Origin of the sequence: Variovorax sp. SG517, from assembly GCF_013376045.1 — a bacterium.
Classification (GTDB): Bacteria; Pseudomonadota; Gammaproteobacteria; order Burkholderiales; family Burkholderiaceae_C; genus Variovorax.
Genome location: NZ_JABMJG010000002.1, coordinates 115333 through 135055, shown reverse-complemented (window position 1 = coordinate 135055; position 19723 = coordinate 115333). Strand labels below are relative to the sequence as shown.

The 19723-nt window shown below is 65.7% G+C and carries 19 protein-coding genes; 7 read left to right on the top strand and 12 right to left on the bottom strand.

Annotation, left to right across the window (positions count from 1 at the left end; translation table 11 throughout):
- The first annotated feature begins 77 nt into the window (after positions 1 to 77).
- Positions 78 to 1259 (top strand): 4-hydroxybenzoate 3-monooxygenase, encoded by a 1182-nt coding sequence (pobA, locus tag FHT32_RS06005; RefSeq protein WP_176663738.1) that lies wholly within the window; start codon positions 78 to 80, stop codon positions 1257 to 1259.
- On the opposite strand, the gene FHT32_RS06000 is transcribed toward pobA, so the two are convergent.
- Genes FHT32_RS06000 through FHT32_RS05985 form a run of 4 tightly spaced genes read right to left on the bottom strand, consistent with a single transcriptional unit; the run spans position 1256 to position 5309 of the window.
- Positions 1256 to 1675 carry an SRPBCC family protein gene (locus FHT32_RS06000; RefSeq protein ID WP_176663737.1) on the bottom strand — a complete coding sequence of 140 codons (420 nt, stop codon included), beginning with the start codon at positions 1673 to 1675 and terminating at the stop codon, positions 1256 to 1258. The genes pobA and FHT32_RS06000 overlap by 4 nt on opposite strands.
- Positions 1676 to 1691: 16 nt before the next feature.
- Entirely contained in the window at positions 1692 to 2051 is a 360-nt protein-coding gene (locus FHT32_RS05995; RefSeq protein WP_176663736.1) for a VOC family protein, read from the bottom strand.
- Positions 2030 to 2944: a helix-turn-helix domain-containing protein gene (locus FHT32_RS05990; RefSeq protein WP_176663735.1), complete on the bottom strand. Its 915-nt coding sequence runs from the start codon at positions 2942 to 2944 to the stop codon at positions 2030 to 2032. The genes FHT32_RS05995 and FHT32_RS05990 overlap by 22 nt, the downstream gene beginning before the upstream one ends.
- A 34-nt stretch (positions 2945 to 2978) precedes the next feature.
- A complete protein-coding gene (locus FHT32_RS05985; protein ID WP_176663734.1) occupies positions 2979 to 5309 on the bottom strand; it encodes a xanthine dehydrogenase family protein molybdopterin-binding subunit in 2331 nt (776 codons plus the stop codon).
- A gap of 201 nt (positions 5310 to 5510) precedes the next feature.
- On the opposite strand from FHT32_RS05985, the gene aat reads away from it, so the two are divergent.
- Genes aat through FHT32_RS05970 form a run of 3 tightly spaced genes read left to right on the top strand, consistent with a single transcriptional unit; the run spans position 5511 to position 7876 of the window.
- Positions 5511 to 6266, top strand: a complete 756-nt coding sequence (gene aat / locus FHT32_RS05980; protein WP_176663733.1) for a leucyl/phenylalanyl-tRNA--protein transferase — start codon at positions 5511 to 5513, stop codon at positions 6264 to 6266.
- Positions 6263 to 7012, top strand: coding sequence for an arginyltransferase (locus FHT32_RS05975; RefSeq protein ID WP_176663732.1), 750 nt, complete (start codon positions 6263 to 6265; stop codon positions 7010 to 7012). Before aat ends, FHT32_RS05975 begins: the two co-directional genes overlap by 4 nt.
- Before the next feature lie 30 nt (positions 7013 to 7042).
- Complete coding sequence (locus FHT32_RS05970) at positions 7043 to 7876, top strand: IclR family transcriptional regulator (protein ID WP_176663731.1); 834 nt, start codon at positions 7043 to 7045, stop codon at positions 7874 to 7876.
- A 78-nt stretch (positions 7877 to 7954) separates the two neighbouring features.
- On the opposite strand, the gene FHT32_RS05965 is transcribed toward FHT32_RS05970, so the two are convergent.
- The 8 genes from FHT32_RS05965 to FHT32_RS05930 all read right to left on the bottom strand — a co-directional run bounded on the left by FHT32_RS05965 (position 7955) and on the right by FHT32_RS05930 (position 17555).
- Positions 7955 to 9166 (bottom strand): serine hydrolase, encoded by a 1212-nt coding sequence (locus FHT32_RS05965; protein WP_176663730.1) that lies wholly within the window; start codon positions 9164 to 9166, stop codon positions 7955 to 7957.
- A gap of 117 nt (positions 9167 to 9283) precedes the next feature.
- Entirely contained in the window at positions 9284 to 10822 is a 1539-nt protein-coding gene (locus FHT32_RS05960) for a 2-isopropylmalate synthase (RefSeq protein WP_176663729.1), read from the bottom strand.
- A 59-nt stretch (positions 10823 to 10881) separates the two neighbouring features.
- Complete coding sequence (gene leuA, locus FHT32_RS05955; RefSeq protein ID WP_176663728.1) at positions 10882 to 12585, bottom strand: 2-isopropylmalate synthase; 1704 nt, start codon at positions 12583 to 12585, stop codon at positions 10882 to 10884.
- A 188-nt stretch (positions 12586 to 12773) separates the two neighbouring features.
- Positions 12774 to 13598 carry a CDP-diacylglycerol--serine O-phosphatidyltransferase gene (gene pssA / locus FHT32_RS05950; RefSeq protein WP_176663727.1) on the bottom strand — a complete coding sequence of 275 codons (825 nt, stop codon included), beginning with the start codon at positions 13596 to 13598 and terminating at the stop codon, positions 12774 to 12776.
- 185 nt (positions 13599 to 13783) lie between these two features.
- Entirely contained in the window at positions 13784 to 14800 is a 1017-nt protein-coding gene (gene ilvC / locus FHT32_RS05945) for a ketol-acid reductoisomerase (RefSeq protein WP_019652982.1), read from the bottom strand.
- A 49-nt stretch (positions 14801 to 14849) separates the two neighbouring features.
- Positions 14850 to 15110, bottom strand: a complete 261-nt coding sequence (locus tag FHT32_RS05940) for a DUF4282 domain-containing protein (RefSeq protein WP_176663726.1) — start codon at positions 15108 to 15110, stop codon at positions 14850 to 14852.
- Positions 15111 to 15163: 53 nt separating this feature from the next.
- Complete coding sequence (gene ilvN / locus FHT32_RS05935) at positions 15164 to 15655, bottom strand: acetolactate synthase small subunit (protein WP_007834236.1); 492 nt, start codon at positions 15653 to 15655, stop codon at positions 15164 to 15166.
- 115 nt (positions 15656 to 15770) lie between these two features.
- Complete coding sequence (locus FHT32_RS05930; protein WP_093195497.1) at positions 15771 to 17555, bottom strand: acetolactate synthase 3 catalytic subunit; 1785 nt, start codon at positions 17553 to 17555, stop codon at positions 15771 to 15773.
- Between the two features lie 281 nt (positions 17556 to 17836).
- On the opposite strand from FHT32_RS05930, the gene FHT32_RS05925 reads away from it, so the two are divergent.
- From FHT32_RS05925 to FHT32_RS05915, 3 genes are read left to right on the top strand one after another with little or no spacing between them, the layout of a single operon-like run.
- Positions 17837 to 18403 carry an RNA polymerase sigma factor gene (locus tag FHT32_RS05925; RefSeq protein ID WP_176663725.1) on the top strand — a complete coding sequence of 189 codons (567 nt, stop codon included), beginning with the start codon at positions 17837 to 17839 and terminating at the stop codon, positions 18401 to 18403.
- On the top strand, positions 18400 to 18831 hold the full coding sequence (locus tag FHT32_RS05920) for a DUF3619 family protein (protein ID WP_176663724.1): 432 nt from the start codon (positions 18400 to 18402) through the stop codon (positions 18829 to 18831). Before FHT32_RS05925 ends, FHT32_RS05920 begins: the two co-directional genes overlap by 4 nt.
- Positions 18832 to 18846: 15 nt before the next feature.
- Positions 18847 to 19716 (top strand): DUF3106 domain-containing protein, encoded by an 870-nt coding sequence (locus FHT32_RS05915; protein WP_176663723.1) that lies wholly within the window; start codon positions 18847 to 18849, stop codon positions 19714 to 19716.
- Positions 19717 to 19723: the final 7 nt, after the last annotated feature.

Below are 19723 nucleotides of genomic sequence, written 5' to 3'. Positions count from 1 at the left end.
CACACAGCCGCGCAAGCGGCCTCCACGGAACGCCCCGCGCGCCCTACGCTCCGCGAAACCCTTTCGGAGACACCCACATGCGCACCCAGGTCGCCATCATCGGAGCCGGTCCCGCCGGCCTGCTGCTCGGGCAGCTTCTGTTCAAGGCAGGCATCGACAACGTCATCGTCGAGCGCCAGAGCGGCGACTACGTGCTCGGCCGCATCCGCGCCGGCGTGCTGGAACAGGTCACCATGGACCTGCTGGCGCGTGCCGGCGTCGACACCCGCGCCAGGGCCGAGGGGCTGCCGCACGAGGGCATCGAGCTGCTCTTCAAGGGCGCGCGCCACCGCATCGACATGCACGGCCTCACGGGCGGCAAGCAGGTGACGGTGTACGGCCAGACCGAAGTGACGCGCGACCTGATGGAAGCGCGCGCGGCCGAGGGGCTCACCACCATCTACAGCGCGGCGAACGTGAGCCTGCACGACTTCCAGTCGGGCAAGCCGCGCGTGCGCTACGAGAAAGACGGCCAGACGCACGAGATCGAATGCGACTTCATCGCCGGCTGCGACGGCTACCACGGCGTGAGCCGCGCCAGCGTTCCGCCCGACGCGATCCAGACCTACGAGAAGATCTACCCCTTCGGCTGGCTCGGCGTGCTGGCCGACGTGCCGCCGGTGTCGCATGAACTGATCTACGCCAACACCGGGCGCGGCTTCGCGCTGTGCAGCATGCGCAGCGCCACGCGCAGCCGCTACTACGTGCAGGTGCCCACCGAAGAGCGCGTGGAGAACTGGAGCGACGAGGCCTTCTGGAACGAGCTGCGCGAGCGCCTCGACCCCGAGGCGCGCGAGCGCCTGGTGACCGGCCCTTCGCTGGAAAAGAGCATCGCGCCGCTGCGCAGCTTCGTCGCCGAGCCGATGCGCTTCGGCTCGCTCTTCCTGGCGGGCGATGCAGCGCACATCGTGCCGCCGACGGGTGCCAAGGGCCTGAACCTCGCGACAGCCGACGTGGGGTATCTCTCGCGCGCTTTCGAGATCTATTACGGCGAGAAATCGGCTTCGGCGCTCGACCGCTATTCCGACCTGTGCCTGCGCCGCGTCTGGAAGGCCGAGCGCTTCTCGTGGTGGTTCACCTCGCTGATGCACCGCTTTCCCGAGACGGGCGCCTTCGGGCAGAAGATCCAGGAGGCGGAACTCGACTACCTCGTGCACTCGACCGCAGCCTCCACCGCGCTGGCGGAGAACTACGTCGGGCTGCCGCTCGAGGACTTCTAGGCTGCCGCAACCGGGGCGGGGCGACCTTCCAGCGCGGCCTTCATGGCCGCCCCGCCCTGCTCCATCATCAGCCCGATGTAGGCCGCCATGGCGTCGGGCAGCACGTCGGTGATCCAGACGAAGCGAGAGCGGCCTTCGCCCTCCTCGAACACCTGCGCGGTTGCGTGGTGGTGCTTCGCTTGCCCGCCGGTGACGGTGTAGGCCAGCCGGCGATGGGCATCGTCGATGCCCACCAGCACCTCGCGCGCGACAAGGCCGTTGGCGAAGGTGAGGACGCGCGCGCCCTCCCCATCGATCGTGCAGGCCGTGAGAAAACCCGGCGCGAGCCGCGTGTGCACTGCGTTGAAGTCGCGCAGCGCGTCCCAGACGTGCGCCGCGTCCGCTTCGACGATGAATTCCTTGTAGACGGTGGCCATGGCATCGAACCTCGCTTCAGGGACAGACCGCCTCGACGTTGTTGCCGTCGGGGTCGATGAGAAAAGCCGCGTAGTAGGTCGGGCTGTAGTCCGGCCTCGGGCCAGCGCCGCCGTTGTCGGTGCCGCCCGCCTTCAGGCCGGCCTTGTGGAACGCGGCCACGGCCTCGTGGTTCGGCGCGCGGAATGCGATGTGCGTACCCGGCCCTTTCGCGCCCTTGGCGGCGTAGAGCCACAGCGCCGGCTCGTTGGCCGGGCCGATGCCTGCGTAGCTGTCGTCGTACGGGCCCGGCACGTGGCCGAGCGGCGCAAGCGCGGCCTCGTAGAAGCGGCGGCTCGCGGCGAGGTCTTTGACTTTCAGTCCGATGTGGTCGTACATGATGGTTTCCTGCTCGATGTATTGATCAGGAGTCCATCATCGAAGAGCGCCGCGATGCGCTCTTGGAGAATCTTGCGGTCGCCCTTGGCCGCCTTGCGAAAGCCGCCCGGCGACACGCCCGCTGCGCGATGGAAGGTGCGCACGAAGTTGCTGAGGTCGGCAAAGCCCACGTCCAGCGCCACATCGGTCACGGGCCGGCTGTCGTCGTCGGCCAGCAGGCGCGCGGCATGGCGCAACCGCGAGCGCACGAGGTACTGGTGCGGCGTGACGCCCAGCACCTGCGAGAACAGCCGCAGAAAGTGGAAGGAGCTCAGGCCGGCTTCGGTTGCGGCGCCGTCGAGGCCGATGTCGTGCTGCGAATTGGCGTCGATCCACATCGCCGCATCGACCGCGCGGCGGCGGTCGCGCGAGATGGCCGACGAAGGCACTTTGGGCTTCGCCTTGCCGGAAACGACTTCGACGAAGCGGCTCGCGAACCACATGCCCAGTTCGTCCAGCCCGACATCGCTCTGGCCATCGGCCGCTGCCTGCGCCAGTTCGCCGATGACGACGAGTTCGGCCAACGGCGGCACGCCGCCGGTGCGCCAGGTCCTGGCGTCGCCGCCGATCAGGTCTACGAAGCCGGGCGAGAGGTGGAAGGCAAGGCACTCGTCGCCGCAGACATGGTGGTCGTGCGTGCAGACGTACTCGTCGCCCGGGCAGCCGACCAGCACCGAGCCGGCGACCAGTTCATAGGCATTGCCGCGCGTGCGATAGCCGAAGCTGCCCTTGCGCACGTACGAGACCGAATAGCCTTCGTGCAGCTCGGTGAAGGGCTGCGCGTCGGGACCCGCGTCGCAGCGGTAGCTGGCGATGCGGATCGCGTCGGTCTGTACTTCGTTGGTGACAAGCATGGCCGACGCCTTTCTGCCCCACGAAAACGATTGCTCAATCGACCGTTTGCATCGCCTGCCAGACACGCGCAGGGCTCAGCGGCATGTGCAGGCGCGGTGCGCGCGTGGCCAGGCCGTTGCGCGCGAAGGCGTCCGCCACCGCATTCACGATGGCCGGCGTGGCGCCGATGGTGCCCAGTTCGCCCACGCCCTTCACGCCCAACGGGTTGTTCTTGCAGGGCGTCGACTCGTCCATCTCCATGTTGAACATGGTGTCGACGATGTCCGCGCGCGGGGCGGCGTAGTCCATCAGGCTGCCGGTGACGGGCTGGCCGGTCTCGTGGTCGTACACCACCTGCTCGTACAGCGCCTGCCCGATGCCCTGCACCGCGCCGCCTTCGAGCTGGCCGCGCACGATCATCGGGTTGATGACGCGGCCCACGTCGTTGACCGAGCTGTAGGCCACCACGCTGATCTCGCCGGTGGGCGGATCGATCTCGATCTCGCAGATGTGGCAGCCGTTGGGCCAGGTGGGGCCCGCCACGGTGCTGGTGGAGTCAACGAAGATCTCGCGCCCCGGCTGCTTGGCCGCCAGGGTGAAGAGATCGAGCTCGAGGTCGGTGCCGGCCACGTTGAAGACGCCGCGGCTGTAGACGATGTCGTCGAGCGAGGCCTCGAACTCCTGCGCGGCCAGTTCGCGCGCCTTGTCGATGGTGCGCTCGGCGCCGATTCGCACGGCCGAGCCGCCGGTGAAGAGCGAACGCGAGCCGGCGCTGCCGAAGCCGTCGCCGCGGTCGGTGTCGCCGAGCACCACGCGGACCTTCTCGATGGGCACGCCGAAGGCATCCACGGCAAGCTGTGCCAGCGAGGTGGCGATGCCCTGCCCCATGGCGTTGACGGCGGAGAACACCTCGATCACCCCGTCGGCCTGCACCGAGACGGTGACGCGTTCCTCGAACACGTTGCCGCCGGTCCATTCGAGGAAGGTGGCGATGCCCAGGCCGCGGTGCTTGCCGCGGCCGGCCGACTCGGCCGCCCGGGTCTCGAAGCCCTGCCAGTCTGCGAGCGTGAGCGCCTGGTCCATCACCGACTCGAAGTTGCCGGTGTCGTAGGTCTGCGCCATCGGGTTCTTGTACGGCATCTGCTCGGGGCGGATGAAGTTGCGCCGGCGCAGCACGATGCGGTCGATGCCGGTCTGGCGCGCGGCCTCGTCCATGAGCCGCTCGATGGTGAAGATGGCTTCGGGCCGGCCAGCGCCGCGGTAGGCGCCGGTGGGCGCCGTATTGGTGAGCACCGCCTTGAAGTGGAAGTCGATGGTCTGGATGTCGTAGACGCTCGTCTGCACCCAGGGGCCGATCAGCAGCTGGATCGCGACGCCGGTACCGGTGGCGTAGGCGCCGACGTTGGCCAGGGTCTTGATACGCAGCGCGAGGATCCTGCCGTCGGCGTCCAGCGCCATCTCGGCGCGCGCCTCGATGTCGCGGCCGTGCGCGCTGGAGAGAAACTCTTCGCTGCGGTCGGCCACCCACTTCACGGGCCGGTTCACCTGCAGCGCCGCGAAGGCGACGGCGATGTCCTCGGGGTAGGCGCCGGTCTTCATGCCGAAGCCGCCGCCAACGTCGCCCACCACCACGCGCACCTTTTCCTTGGGCAGGCCGATGGCGGCGCAGACGGCATCTCGCACGCCGGAGGGCATCTGCGTACTCATGCGGATCGTGAGGCGGCCGGTGTGGGCGTCGCGCGCCGCGAGCACGGAACGCGGCTCGATGGTCAGGGCGACCACGCGCTGGTTGTTCACGTCGAGCGCGACCACGTGGCTGGCCTTGGCGAATGCGGCCGTGGCGGCCTCGCTGCTGCCGTGGCGCATCTCGGCGGCAACGTTGCCGGTGGCTTCCTCGCACAGCAGCGGCGCACCGTCGGCGGTGGCGCTCGCGAGGTCGACCACCATGGGCAGGTCTTCGTAGTCGACCATGATGGCTTCGGCGGCATCGCGCGCCTGTTGAACCGTGTCGGCCACGACCGCGGCCACCACCTCGCCGACGAAGCGCGTGCGCTCGTGGGCGATGGCATAGCGTGGCGGGCTGGCGCTGTCGCTGCCGTCCGCGCGCTTGAAGCCGGCCGCGCCGGGCAAGGGCTTGACGCCGGCTTCGACCATTTCCGCGCCGGTGATCACGCGCAGCACGCCGGGCATGGCGGCGGCGGCGCTGGTGTCGATGGAGAGGATTCGCGCGTGCGGATACGAGGACCGGAGGAAGACGAGATGAGCCTGTTCGGGGAGCGTGACGTCGTCGGTGTAGCGTCCGGCGCCGGACAGGAGGCTTTCGTCCTCGAGGCGGCGCACCGCCTGGCCGCTGCCGAAGCGGGTGGGATTGAGTTCAGTTGTCAACTTGGTCCTCTTATGCTGATCCCCGGCGTGTGCGCGGGCCTGCCTGATCTGTCGTGGTGCGCGAAAACAAGCTGTGCACTATAGGGTTTCCGGCTGGTTTTGTGGCGCCGTGGAATACGGCCGAACGCTTTTGGCGATATCGGCAACACGCGATTTTCGCCGACTGGATCGGAATTTGCGAAGCCGTGTATACCTATGCCCATGCGACAACTGCCATGGCTCGAACCCGGAGATGCCCTGCCCGACCCCGCCTCCGCCTGGGGCGTGGCCGACCCGGTGCCCGGCCTCCTGGCCGCGGGTGGCGCGCTCGACGTCGATACTTTGATGCAGGCTTATGGCAACTGCGTCTTCCCCTGGTTCAGCGAAGACCAGCCCATCCTCTGGTGGAGCCCCGATCCGCGCATGGTGCTGCGGACGGCCGACTTCAAGCTGCACCGCTCCCTGCGCAAGACCCTCGTGCGCTTCATCGAAACGCCCGGCTGCGAGGTGCGCATCGACCATGACTTCGCGGCGGTCATCAAGGCCTGCTCGAGCTCGCCGCGGGTGGGCCAGTCGGGCACCTGGATCGTTCCCGACATGGTGAACGCCTATACGGATTTGCACCGCGCCGGGCACGCCCACAGCGTGGAAACGTGGATCGACGGCGAACTGGCCGGCGGCCTCTACTGCGTTGCGCTGGGCCGCGCGGTCTTCGGCGAGTCGATGTTCACCCGCCGGCCGGACGCATCGAAGATCGCGCTGGCCGCGCTGGTGTCGCTCTGCCGCCACTTCGGGGTGCAGATGATCGACTGCCAGCAGAACACGGCCCACCTCGCCAGCCTGGGCGCGCGCGAAGTGGCCCGCAAGCGATTCGTCTCCCACGTCGCCGGGGCACGCCGACAAGAGGGCCCACGGTGGCGATTCGACCCCGTATACTGGTCCGAACTCCTTTCCGCGCGATCTCCTTCCCCGACGTGACGCACCTCAAGGATCTCCCGCTTCACACACTGCAGTTCTACGCGACTGCACCCTACCCCTGCAGCTACCTGCCGGACCGGCAGGCCCGCTCGCAAGTGGCCACGCCCAGCCACCTGATCCACAACGACGCCTACTCCGACCTGGTGCTCAGCGGCTTCCGGCGCAGCGGGATGTTCACCTACCGGCCGTACTGCGACGGTTGCCGCGCGTGCATTCCGCTGCGCGTGCTGGCCAACGAGTTCCGGCCCAACCGCAGCCAGCGCCGGGCGCTGAAGCAGCATGCCGACCTCCAGGCGCGCGTACTCAAGCTGTGCTTCATGCCGGAGCACTACCAGCTCTACCTGCGCTACCAGAACGGCCGCCATGCCGGCGGCGGCATGGACCACGACAGCATCGACCAGTACACCCAGTTCCTGCTGCAGAGCCGGGTCAATTCGCGCCTGGTAGAGTTTCGCGAAACGCTGCCCGACGGCAGCGCGGGTGCGCTGCGGATGGTGTCGATCCTCGACGTGCTGAACGACGGCATCTCGGCCGTCTACACCTTCTACGAGCCCGATTCGAGCGCGGGCTACGGCACCTACAGCGTCCTCTGGCAGATCGAGCAGGCCCGAAAGCTCGGGCTGCCGCATGTCTACCTCGGCTACTGGATCGAGCACAGCCCGAAGATGAACTACAAGGCGCGCTTTTCCCCTCATGAAGTGTTGTTGGATGGCCGCTGGCAGGCACCGGGCGATTTCACAAGGTAAAATGGCGCCCGGTCATCACCGCCAAGCGCCATGAGAAAAAACCAATCCGACATTCCCGCCGTTCCCGTGATCCAGGTGATCGAGCGCATGTTCGCGCTGATCGACGTCCTGGCATCGCGCGAGGACGCCATTTCGCTGAAGGAGATCAGCGAAAAGACGGGACTCCATCCGTCGACCACGCACCGCATCCTCAATGACCTGGCCGTCGGCCGGTTCGTCGACCGCCCCGAGGCCGGCAGCTACCGGCTGGGCATGCGCCTGCTGGAGTTGGGCAACCTCGTCAAGGGCCGACTCAACGTGCGCGATGCGGCCCTGGGCCCCATGCGCGAGCTGCACAAGCTGACGCAGCAACCCGTCAACCTCAGCATGCGCCAGGGCGACGAGATCGTGTACATCGAGCGCTCCTACAGCGAACGCTCCGGCATGCAGGTGGTGCGCGCCATCGGCGGCCGCGCCGCCCTTCACCTGACCTCGACCGGCAAGCTGTTCCTTGCGGCGGACGACCCGCAACGCGTGCGCAGCTACGCCACGCGCACGGGCCTGGCGGGCCACACGCGCAACAGCATCACGCAGCTGCCCGCGCTCGAGCGGGAGCTGTCGAAGGCGCGCCAGTACGGCATCGCCCGCGACAACGAAGAACTGGAACTGGGCGTGCGCTGCATGGCCGCCGGCATCTACGACGACCAGGGCAAGCTGGTGGCGGGGCTTTCGATCTCCGCGCCGGCCGATCGGCTGGACGAGGGCTGGCTGCCCAAGCTGCAAGCCACGGCCAATGAAATCTCGGGTGCGCTGGGGTTCAAGGAAGGCACGTCGGCCATGCCGTCATCGCCTTCAGGCGGGTCAGCGCCTTCGACCGGCATCTGACCCGGAGCAGCCTCCGAAAACAAAACAGGCCCTGCGAGGGCCTGTTTTCGTTGGGAAGCTGGAGACCGGATCCGTCGATCAGCCTGCCACCTGATAAGCAGCGTTGCGCGACGAAGCTGCCGGCGAGCCGACCGAATGCGTGGCTTCCACCCAGCGGCGAACGCGCTCTGCGTCGGCGATACGGCTGAACTTGCCGGCCGAATCCAAGAACACCATGATCAGCTTGCGGCCGGCCACCCGGGCCTGCATCACAAGGCATTGGCCGGCTTCGGAGATGTAGCCGGTCTTCTGCACGCCGATTTCCCAATCGGGGCTCTTCACGAGGCGGTTGGTGGTGTTGAACTGCAGCACGCGGTTGCCGACTTCGACCTGGTATTCAGGCGAGGTGGACAGCGAACGAACCGTGGCATCGGCGTAGGCGGCATTGACCAGCAGCGCCAGGTCTTGCGCGCTCGACTGGTTGCGGCTCGACAGGCCGGTGGGCTCCACGTAGCGCGTGTCCTTCATGCCGAGCATCTTGGCCTTGGCGTTCATGATGCTCACGAAGGTCGTCAGGCCACCCGGATAGGTGCGGCCCAGCGCGTGCGCGGCGCGGTTCTCGCTCGACATCAGCGCCAGGTGCAGCAGTTCGCCGCGCGAGAGCGTGGTGCCGACGGTCAGGCGCGAGCTGCTGCGCTTTTCGGTATCGACGTCGTCCTGGGTGATGGTGATGAGCTCGTCGTTCGGCAGATGGGCCTCGCTGATCAGCAGGCCGGTCATGAGCTTGGTGAGCGACGCGATCGGCAGCACGGCGTGGTCGTTCTTGCTGAACAGCACTTCGTGGGTGTCCTGGTCGATGACCAGCGCAACGCTCGACTTCAGGTCGAGCGCGTCTTCGGTTCCATGCAGGCCGGCCATCTGGCCGAAGGATTGGCGCGGGGGAGCCTCGACGACGCGAACCACCGAGCGGCGCTGCACGGCCACCACGGTCTTGCCATTCTTCTTGTGGATGGTGGCGACGACGTTGCGGCCGCCGCGAACCACCTTCTCGGCACGTTCGGCCTTTTCGGCACGGCCGCCGCGCTTGGCGACGGCGGCGGTTTTCGAGGAAGCGGCGTTGCGCTTGACTTCGACCGGCACCGGACCCTTCGCCTTCTTGGCGACGGCGGCCTTGGCAGCGGCGGGCTTTTCCTTCTTGGCAGCCTGGGCGCCAGGCAGCAAAAACGCCGTGGCGCAGAGCGCGACGGCGATGGCTTTGAAAGCGGGCAGGAACCGCTGGCTGGAAACTCGGCTTAGGCGGGCTTCAGGCATTAAAAAATCTCCAGCGGCGACAAACGAGGACCGCAGTGTATCGAAATCAAAAAAGACACGCAATATCAGTTACTTGCATCCTCTTCTTCATTCGAATATCAAGGATCGCCCGAAAACCTAACCTTGTGCCGCAACTCTCTCAGCTTGGCTCTGTAACTTATTGAGCGCACTCAAATAAGCCTTGGCCGAAGCGACAACGATGTCGGGATCCGCTCCCACACCGTTGACTACCCGCCCTGCGTTTTGTAACCGGACTGTAACTTCTCCCTGGCTTTCCGTCGAGCCGCTGATGGCATTTACAGAGTAAAGAACCATTTCGGCGCCGCTCTTGACATGCGACTCGATGGCCTTCAGGGAAGCATCAACCGGGCCATTCCCGTCGGATTCGCCGGTGACTTCCTTGCCCTGGACGGTGAAGACGATTTTCGCCTGGGGGCGCTCGCCGGTTTCACTGTGCTGGGAGAGAGAGACGAAAGCAAACTGCTCACCAACGTTCGACACCTCTTCGGCGCTGACGAGCGCGAGGATGTCCTCGTCGAAAATCTCCGACTTCCGGTCGGCCAGCTCCTTGAAGCGCAGGAAGGCGGCATTGATCTCGCCTTCGCTGTCCATGGCCACGCCCAGCTCCTGCAGGCGCTGCTTGAAAGCGTTGCGGCCGCTGAGCTTGCCCAGCACGATCTTGTTGGCGGTCCAGCCCACGTCTTCCGCGCGCATGATCTCGTAGGTGTCGCGCGCCTTGAGCACGCCGTCCTGGTGAATGCCCGATGCGTGCGCGAAGGCATTGGCGCCCACCACGGCCTTGTTGGGCTGCACTACGAAGCCGGTGGTCTGGCTGACCATGCGGCTCGCGGCCACGATGTGCTGGGTGTCGATGCGCAGGTCGAGCCCGAAATAGTCCTTGCGGGTCTTCACCGCCATGACGACCTCCTCGAGCGAGCAGTTGCCCGCGCGCTCGCCCAGGCCGTTGATGGTGCACTCCACCTGGCGCGCGCCGCCGATCTTCACGCCGGCCAGCGAGTTGGCCACCGCCATGCCCAGGTCGTTGTGGCAGTGCACCGACCAGATCGCCTTGTCGCTGTTGGGAATGCGCTCGCGCAGCATCTTGATGAAGTTGCCGTAGAGCTCGGGAATGGCGTAGCCCACGGTGTCGGGCACGTTGATGGTGGTCGCGCCCTCGTTGATCACGGTTTCGAGCACGCGGCACAGAAAGTCTGGATCGCTGCGGTAGCCGTCCTCAGGGCTGAATTCGACGTCGCCGATCTGGTTGCGCGCAAAGCGCACGGCCAGCCTGGCCTGCTCATGGACTTCGTCGGGCGACATGCGCAGCTTCTTTTCCATGTGAAGCGGCGAGGTGGCGATGAAGGTGTGGATCCGTCCGCGGGCCGCGCCCCTGAGGGCCTCGGCCGCGCGGCCGATGTCGCGGTCGTTGGCGCGCGAGAGGCCGCACACCGTCGAATCCTTGATAGTGTTGGCGATCGCCTTCACCGCCTCGAAATCGCCGTTCGAGCTGGCCGGGAAGCCGGCCTCGATGACGTCGACCTTCAGCCGCTCCAGCAGCTTGGCAATGCGCATCTTCTCGTCGCGCGTCATCGAGGCGCCCGGCGATTGCTCGCCGTCGCGCAAGGTGGTGTCGAAAATGATCAGCTGGTCGGTCATCGTGGTTCTCCTTCGTACGCGCCCTTCCTGCGCGTCCGGACCGGACCAGCGCTTCAGCGTCAGGCGACTTCAACCACCGATTGTGCGCTGTGCGCGCCCCGGGTACGCGCACGTTGCACGCCCGAGACGATCGCCTTCAGCGAGGCCGTGACCACGTTCGCGTCCATGCCCACGCCGAAAAGCGTCTGGCTTTCGTCCACGCGCAGTTCCAGGTAGGCCACCGCCTTCGCGTCGGCACCGGCGCCGATGGCGTGCTGGTGGTAGTCCATCACGCGCACGGTGTGCCCGGTGGCCTTGCTCAGCGCCTGGGTGAAGGCGTCGATGGGGCCATTGCCGCGGCCTTCGATGGCACGGACTTCGCCGTCCCAGGCCAGGTCTCCGCGCAGAACCACGGAGGCGTCGGCGCCCTCGCCCTCCTCCTTGATCACGCGCTGCTGCAGGGATTGCACGGTCTCGATGCCGTACTCGCGCACGAACAGCTGCCAGAGGTCGGCGGCGGTGAGCTCCTTGCCGGCCACGTCCATCACGCGCTGCACCGACTGCATGAATTCCATCTGCAGGCGGCGCGGCATCTCGATGCCGTACTCGCTCTCGAGCAGGTAGGCCATGCCGCCCTTGCCGGACTGGCTGTTCACACGGATCACGGCTTCGTAGCTGCGGCCCACGTCCTTCGGGTCGATGGGGAGGTACGGAATCTCCCAGATGTCGCCGTCCTTGCGCGCCGCGAAGGCCTTCTTGATCGCGTCCTGGTGCGAGCCCGAGAACGATGTGTAGACCAGGTCGCCCACGTACGGATGGCGCGGATGCACCGGGATCTGGTTGCAGTGCTCGACCGTGGCGCGGATCTCATCGATGTTCGAGAAGTCGAGCTCCGGCGATACGCCCTGGGTGTAGAGGTTGAGCGCGACGTTAACCAGGTCGAGGTTGCCGGTGCGCTCGCCGTTGCCGAAGAGGCAGCCTTCGATGCGCTCGGCGCCGGCCATCAGGGCCAGTTCGCCGGCCGCCGTACCGGTGCCGCGGTCATTGTGCGGATGCACGCACAGCACGATGGAGTCGCGGCGAGCGAGGTTGCGGTGCATCCACTCGATCATGTCGGCGAAGATGTTCGGCGTGGAGTGCTCGACCGTGGTGGGCAGGTTGACGATGCACTTGCGCTCGGGCGTCGGCGCCCAGACTTCGGTCACTGCATCGACCACGCGCTTGGAGAAGTGAACGTCGGTGCCCGAGAACATCTCGGGCGAGTACTGGAAGGTCCACTTCGTGTTTGGCTGCTTGGCAGCGAACTCGTTGAACATGCGGGCATGGCTGCTGGCGAGTTCGACGATCTGGTCCTCGTCCATGCCGAGCACCACGCGGCGCATGACAGGCGCAACTGCGTTGTAGAGATGCACGATCGCGCGCGGGGCGCCCTGCAGCGATTCGAAGGTGCGAGCGATGAGGTGGTCGCGCGCCTGCGTCAGCACCTGGATCGTCACGTCGTCGGGAATGCGGTCTTCCTCGATGAGCTTGCGCACGAAGTCGAATTCGATCTGCGAGGCCGAGGGGAAGCCGACTTCGATCTCCTTGAAGCCGATGGCCACGAGGGTTTCGAACATGCGCATCTTGCGCGCGATGTCCATGGGCTCGACCAGGGCCTGATTGCCATCGCGCAGGTCGGTCGACAGCCAGATCGGCGCCTTGGTCAGCACGGCATTGGGCCAGGTACGGTCCTTGAGGCCGATCGGGGCGAATGCGCGGTATTTGCTTTGAGGTTGCTTGAGCATGTCGATTTCTCTGTGATGGTTGGTAATCGACCAGCAACCCCAAAAGACAAACGGCCCGTTGCTGGTGCGAACGGGCCGTGGTGAGGGATTTGCGCGTGCGCTACCGTCTCCGCCCGTGAGGGAGGGCTAGTAGGGCCAGCAGCGAAATCTTGGTCATGAGGGTTGTGAATGTAGCACAAGCCACCGTGTCAGTTGTGCAATCCCCGCTCGTCGGGCTCTTCCGTCGAGGTGCTGATCACGCTGACCGGCTGGCCCTTGGCCTTGCGCCACGCATAGACCACGTAGCCACTCAGGCCGTAGACGACGAACAGGCCGAACAGCACTGTCGGCGGGTGGATGTTGATGACGGCGATGCCCAGCGCGATCAGCACGATCACCGCGAAAGGCACGCTCTTCTTCATCTGGATGTCCTTGAAGCTGTAGAACGGCGCGTTGGTGACCATGGTGAGGCCCGCGTACAGCGTGAATGCGAAGGTGACCCAGGTGATCTGCGTCCACGAAAGGTACAGCACCTCGCCGCCGCGCTTGCCCCATTCGTTCACGAGCCAGATGAAGCCCGCCACGAGCGCCGCGGCCGCGGGCGACGGCAGCCCCTGGAACCAGCGCTTGTCGACCACGCCGGTGTTGACGTTGAAGCGCGCGAGCCGCAGCGCCGCGCAGGCGCAGTACACGAAAGCCGCGATCCATCCCCAGCGGCCCAGCCCCTTGAGCGACCACTCATAGGCGATGAGCGCCGGCGCCGCGCCGAACGACACCATGTCGGACAGCGAATCCATCTGCTCGCCGAACGCGCTCTGCGTGTTGGTCATGCGCGCGACGCGGCCGTCGAGGCTGTCGAGGATCATCGCCGCGAACACGCCGAGCGCCGCGAGGTCGAAGCGCGCGTTCATGGCCATCACGACCGAATAGAAGCCGCCGAACAGCGCCGCCAGCGTGAACAGGTTCGGCAGGATGTAGATGCCCTTGCGGCGCTTGCGCGGCGGCACATCGTCGGGAAGCGTGTCGTCATGCATCGAATTTGCCTCCATCCCTCGTGCGTGCTGCGTGGGTAGCTATCCATTCGATAGCATCTTGATCTGTGAATCGCATGGTTCGCAGTGTAGTTCAGGGGCCCGCGTCGTCCCCTTTCAAACAAAAGGGCCACCGCAACGGGTGGCCCTCGGGAAACGGGCGCCGAAGCGCCCTCCTGGCTCGCAGATCAGTTGCGGGTCTGGTCGACCAGCTTGTTCTTCTTGATCCAGGGCATCATCGCGCGCAGTTTCTCGCCGACGACTTCGATCTGGTGCTCTGCATTCAGGCGGCGGCGGCTGATCAGCGTGGGAGCGCCGGCGGCGTTTTCCAGCACGAAGCTCTTGGCGTATTCGCCGGTCTGGATGTCCTTCAGCACCTGCTTCATGACCTTCTTGGTCTCTTCGGTCACGACGCGCGGGCCGGTGACGTACTCGCCGTACTCGGCGTTGTTCGAGATCGAGTAGTTCATGTTGGCGATGCCGCCTTCGTAGATCAGGTCGACGATCAGCTTCAGCTCGTGCAGGCACTCGAAGTACGCCATTTCGGGGGCATAGCCGGCTTCCACCAGCGTCTCGAAGCCGGCCTTGATCAGCTCGACCGTGCCGCCGCACAGAACCGCTTGTTCGCCGAACAGGTCGGTCTCGGTTTCTTCGCGGAAGTTGGTCTCGATGATGCCGGCCTTGCCGCCGCCGTTGGCGGTGGCGTAGCTCAGCGCGAGGTCACGCGCCTTGCCGGTCTTGTCCTGGTGCACGGCCACGAGGTGGGGCACGCCGCCGCCCTGGGTGTAGGTGCTGCGCACGGTGTGGCCCGGAGCCTTGGGAGCGACCATCCACACGTCGAGGTCGGCGCGCGGCTGAACGAAGCCGTAGTGCACGTTGAAGCCGTGCGCGAAGACCAGCGAAGCGCCTTCCTTGATGTTCGGAGCCACGTCGTTCTTGTAGACGTTGGCGATCTGCTCGTCGGGCAGCAGGATCATGACCACGTCGGCGGCCTTCACGGCCTCGGCCACTTCGGCGACCTTCAGGCCGGCCTTCTCGACCTTGGGCCAGGAAGCGCCACCCTTGCGCAGGCCGACCACGACCTTCACACCGCTGTCGTTCAGGTTCTGCGCGTGCGCATGGCCCTGCGAGCCGTAGCCGATGATTGCAACCGTCTTGCCCTTGATGAGGCTCAGGTCAGCGTCCTTGTCGTAGTAAACCTTCATTTGAATCTCTCCTAAAAAATCTCTCGCACCCGTGCGGGATGCATTTCACTCAAAGGCCGGAGGAATTCCGGTCCTTCATCTGCTGGTTGATGGACACGAGGCTGTCGTGGATGCGGAACAGCACGATGAACAGTTCGCTGAAGATGCGAACGGCAACGGCGCCGAAGACCAGGGCCACGAACGCCGGCAGGTACTGCCCCTGGTAGAGGGCCGCTCCCGCCAGGGCGATCACGCCCAGCAGGCCCAGGAGGTAGAGCACCCGGACGATCGCCGGGGTCACCATCCTGTCGAAACCGAGCAGTCCTCGCATCACTCTTGCCTCATGTGTGGATGAACGTATGAACTGAGGGCGCCTTCACCCTCCTACACGCGCAGGATGCGCTCGCCGCGGCCGATGCCGCTGGCACCGGTGCGGACAGTCTCGAGGATAGCGCTACGCTCGATCGCTTCCAGGAAAGCGTCGTTCTTGCCGTGGTCGCCGGTGAGTTCGATGGTGTAGCTCTTGTCGGTCACGTCGATGATGCGGCCGCGGAAGATCTCCGCCATGCGCATCATCTCCTCGCGCTCCTTGCCGACCGCGCGCACCTTCACCATCATGAGCTCGCGCTCGGTGTAGGCGCCTTCGGTGAGGTCGACGACCTTCACCACTTCGATCAGCCGGTTCAGGTGCTTGGTGATCTGCTCGATCACGTCGTCCGAACCGGTGGTGACGATGGTCATGCGCGAGAGGCTCGCGTCCTCCGTGGGCGCCACCGTGAGCGATTCGATGTTGTAGCCGCGGGCCGAGAACAGGCCCACCACGCGGGAAAGAGCACCCGGCTCGTTTTCCAGCAGCACTGCAATGATGTGTTTCATGTTTGCGTGACTCCTCTTTTCGCCGCCCTCCCCCGTGCACGGTAATGCGCGGGCTCGGCGGGCAATAGATTCGTCAGTAGTAAAGAGTTGAGCGAATGTCCGTTCCGTCGATCGGTCAGAGATCTTCGGAACCCAGCAGCATCTCGGTGATGCCCATGCCGGCCTTCACCATCGGGAACACGTTTTCGGTCGGGTCGGTGCGGAAGTCCATGAACACCGTGCGGTCCTTGAGCTTGCGCGCCTCGCGCAGCGCCGGCTCCACGTCTTGTGGACGCTCGATCAGCATGCCGACGTGGCCATAGGCCTCGGCGAGCTTCACGAAGTTGGGCAGCGCATCCATGTAGCTGTGGCTGTAGCGGCCGGAGTACTCGATCTCCTGCCACTGGCGCACCATGCCCAGGTAGCGGTTGTTGAGCGAGCAGATCTTGATCGGCGTGTTGTACTGCAGGCAGGTGGAGAGTTCCTGGATGCACATCTGCACCGAGCCTTCGCCGGTGATGGTGAACACTTCCGAGTCGGGCTTCGCGAGCTTGATGCCCATGGCGTAGGGAATGCCCACGCCCATGGTGCCCAGGCCGCCGGAGTTGATCCAGCGGCGCGGTTCGTCGAAGCGGTAGTACTGGGCGGCCCACATCTGGTGCTGGCCGACGTCCGACGTGATGTACGTGTCGGCGTCCTTGGTCATGTTCCAGAGGGTCTCGACCACGTACTGCGGCTTGATCACGTCCTTGTTGCCGCGGTCGTACTTCAGGCAGTCGCGCGAGCGCCAGGACTCGATGGTCTTCCACCAGTCGGCCAGCGCGCCGGCATCGGGCTTGGCGGTGCTCTCGCGGATCATCGAGATCAGTTCGGTGAGCACGTCCTTCACGTCGCCGACGATCGGGATGTCGACCTTCACGCGCTTGGAGATGCTCGAGGGGTCGATGTCGACGTGGATGATCTTGCGTTCGTTCTGCGCGAAGTGCTTGGGATTGCCGATCACGCGGTCGTCGAAGCGCGCGCCCACGGCCAGCAGCACGTCGCAGTTCTGCATCGCGTTGTTGGCTTCGATGGTGCCGTGCATGCCCAGCATGCCCAGGAACTTGCGGTCGCTCGCCGGATAGGCGCCCAGGCCCATCAGCGTGTTGGTGACCGGGTAGCCCAGCATGTCGACCAGCGTGCGCAGTTCGTTGCAGGCGTTGCCCAGCAGCACGCCGCCGCCGGTGTAGATATAGGGGCGCTTGGCGGCCAGCAAGAGCTGCAGCGCCTTGCGGATCTGCCCGCCGTGGCCCTTGCGCACCGGGTTGTACGAGCGCATCTCGACCTTGTCGGGATAGCCCGCGTACGGAATCTTCTTGAACGAGACGTCCTTGGGCACGTCCACCACCACCGGGCCCGGACGGCCGCTGCGTGCGATGTGGAAGGCCTTCTTCATCGTCATGGCCAGATCCTTGGGATCCTTGACGAGGAAGTTGTGCTTGACGATGGGACGGGTGATGCCGACCGTGTCGCATTCCTGGAAGGCGTCGAGGCCGATGGCTGCCGTCGGCACCTGGCCCGAGATGATCACCATCGGGATGGAGTCCATGTACGCCGTCGCGATGCCGGTGACCGCATTGGTCAGGCCGGGACCGGAAGTGACCAGCGCCACGCCGACTTCGCCGGTGGCACGGGCATAGCCGTCGGCTGCGTGCACTGCGGCCTGTTCGTGACGCACCAGCACATGCTGGATGGTGTCCTGCTTGTAGAACGCGTCGTAGATGTAGAGAACCGCGCCGCCCGGGTAGCCCCAGACGTACTGGACGCCTTCTGCCTGCAGTGCCTTCACCAGCACTTCGGCGCCCATGAGTTCTTGAGTCGAATTGCCTGCGCCAGCGGATGCGGCGGCTGCGGAGACGATTTCCGCCTTGGAGATTTCCATGATCAACCTTTGTTTATTTCGGGAACGAAATACCTTGGGTGCCCCTTGCCAACCCTTGTGAGGTCGCGCCAGGACTTGAGGCCAAAGCCATGGGCGGACTGATGTTCCGCCGGACCGTGACCCGTTTGCCTTTTGACTTGCAGGGCGGATTATGACATTTCCGGCCGTTCAGATTCGCTTCAGCCGCCTTGTAAAGCTACAAAGGCATAATCCGCGGCGATAAACGTAGCGATCGCTAGACCCCATTCCCACGCGGCGCACCCTGCGCGCCCCACTCTCGCTTGGCCACTGAACAAGAACTCTCCGACTTCCTGAAAAGCGTCGAACGGCGCGCTTTCAAGCGCTCGGTCTATCACGTGCGGGATGAAGAAGCGGCCCTCGATATCGTGCAGGACAGCATGATGAAGCTGGCCCAGCACTATGGCGACAAGCCCGCGGCCGAGTTGCCGATGCTGTTCCAGCGCATCCTGTCGAATTGCACGCTCGACTGGTTCCGCCGCCAGAAAACCCGGCGCGCCCTGTTCTCCAACCTCAGCGATTTCGAATCCGTCGACGAGGACGGAGATTTCGATCTGCTGGAGAACTTCGTCTCGCCGACCGACTCTAGGGAGGCGGAGAGCGCCGAAGACACGACCCGCCGCGCCCAGATCTTCCAGGAGATCGAAGAGCAGATCGCAGCATTGCCGGGCCGTCAACGCGAGGCTTTCCTGATGCGTTACTGGGAGGAAATGGACGTCGCAGAGACGGCCGCCGCGATGGGCTGCTCCGAGGGCAGCGTCAAAACCCATTGCTCGCGAGCCGTCCACGCTCTGAGCAAGGCGCTCAAGGCCAAGGGAATATCGCTATGAACACTAAGGTTCCAACCTCGATCAACTCAGTTGCCGAAGATCAGTTCGGCCAGCGTCTGGCTGCCCGCCTTTCGGCCGGCAACCGGGAGCTTCCGCACGACATCGGCGAGCGGCTGCGCGTGGCGCGCGCGCAGGCCGTGGCGGCGCGCAAGCAGCCTCCGCAGTTGCGGACTGCGTCCGCGACGGCGGAGTCGGGCCATACGCTCACGATGGGCGGGGGCTGGAGCTGGTGGACCCGCATCGGTTCGGTGGTGCCGCTGATCGCGCTCGTCGCCGGCCTGATCACCATCAGCGTGATGCAGGATGACGACCGTGCCAGCGAACTGGCCGAGGTGGATTCCGCGCTGCTGACAGGCGATCTGCCGCCTGCCGCCTATACCGACCCCGGTTTTGCCCAATTTCTCAAGGCCGACAACGCCTCCGACTGAACCTTCCCCGATCGAATGCGACGCCGCTCCACCTCCAGCGCGAACAGCCCCCGCCCGTTGCGCCCGCTTCCGGCGGGCGCTGTCGTTTGGGCCGGAGCGTTTGCTGTCGCGGCCTTCAGCCTGACGCTCGCCTGCGCTCAGCCTCACGCCGAGGCCACATCCAAGGGGGCGGCAAGCCCAGCTGCCGCAACGAGCTCCGCACCGGCCACGAGCCCGAAGGCGATATCGACGACCAAGCCGCTCTGGAGCGAACTCACCGCCGAACAGCAGCAGGCCCTGAAGCCCCTGGGCGCGCACTGGAACACCCTGAACATCGGGCAAAAGAAGAAATGGCTCGCGCTGTCCCGCAATTTCGGGAGCATGTCGGCGGAGGAGCAATCCACCTTGCATAGCCGCATGATCGAGTGGGCTGCCCTGAGCAACCAGCAACGCGCGCAGGCGCGCCTGAATTTCGCCGAGGTCAAGCGCATTCCCGCCGACGAGCGCAAGGTCAAGTGGGAGCAATATCAGGCGCTGAGCGAGGAGGAAAAGCGCAAGCTCGCCGAACGCGCTCCTCCCAAGCCGCGTGGCGCCGCCATTCCCGTTCGACCTGTTTCGTCGCAGAAGCTGGTGCCGGTGCCCGCCGTCACGCCCGGCGGTCAGCACACGCCCCGGATCCTGCTGGCTCCGCCTCCTGCTCCGGCCGCCACGCCGGCTGCGACGATCATGGTGGCCTCGCCACCGGAACGCGCTCCTGCGGCCGCTGCTGCGACGCCGGCTGTCTCCGTGGTTCCTGCAGCCCCCGCCGCCTCTTCCAGCGTCGCGGCCCCGCCGGTTCCCGCCGAAGCCCAGGTGCCTGCGCCGTCGCCGGCGGCCGAATCGACCTCCCCGTCCCCTTCTCCCTGATCGCCCG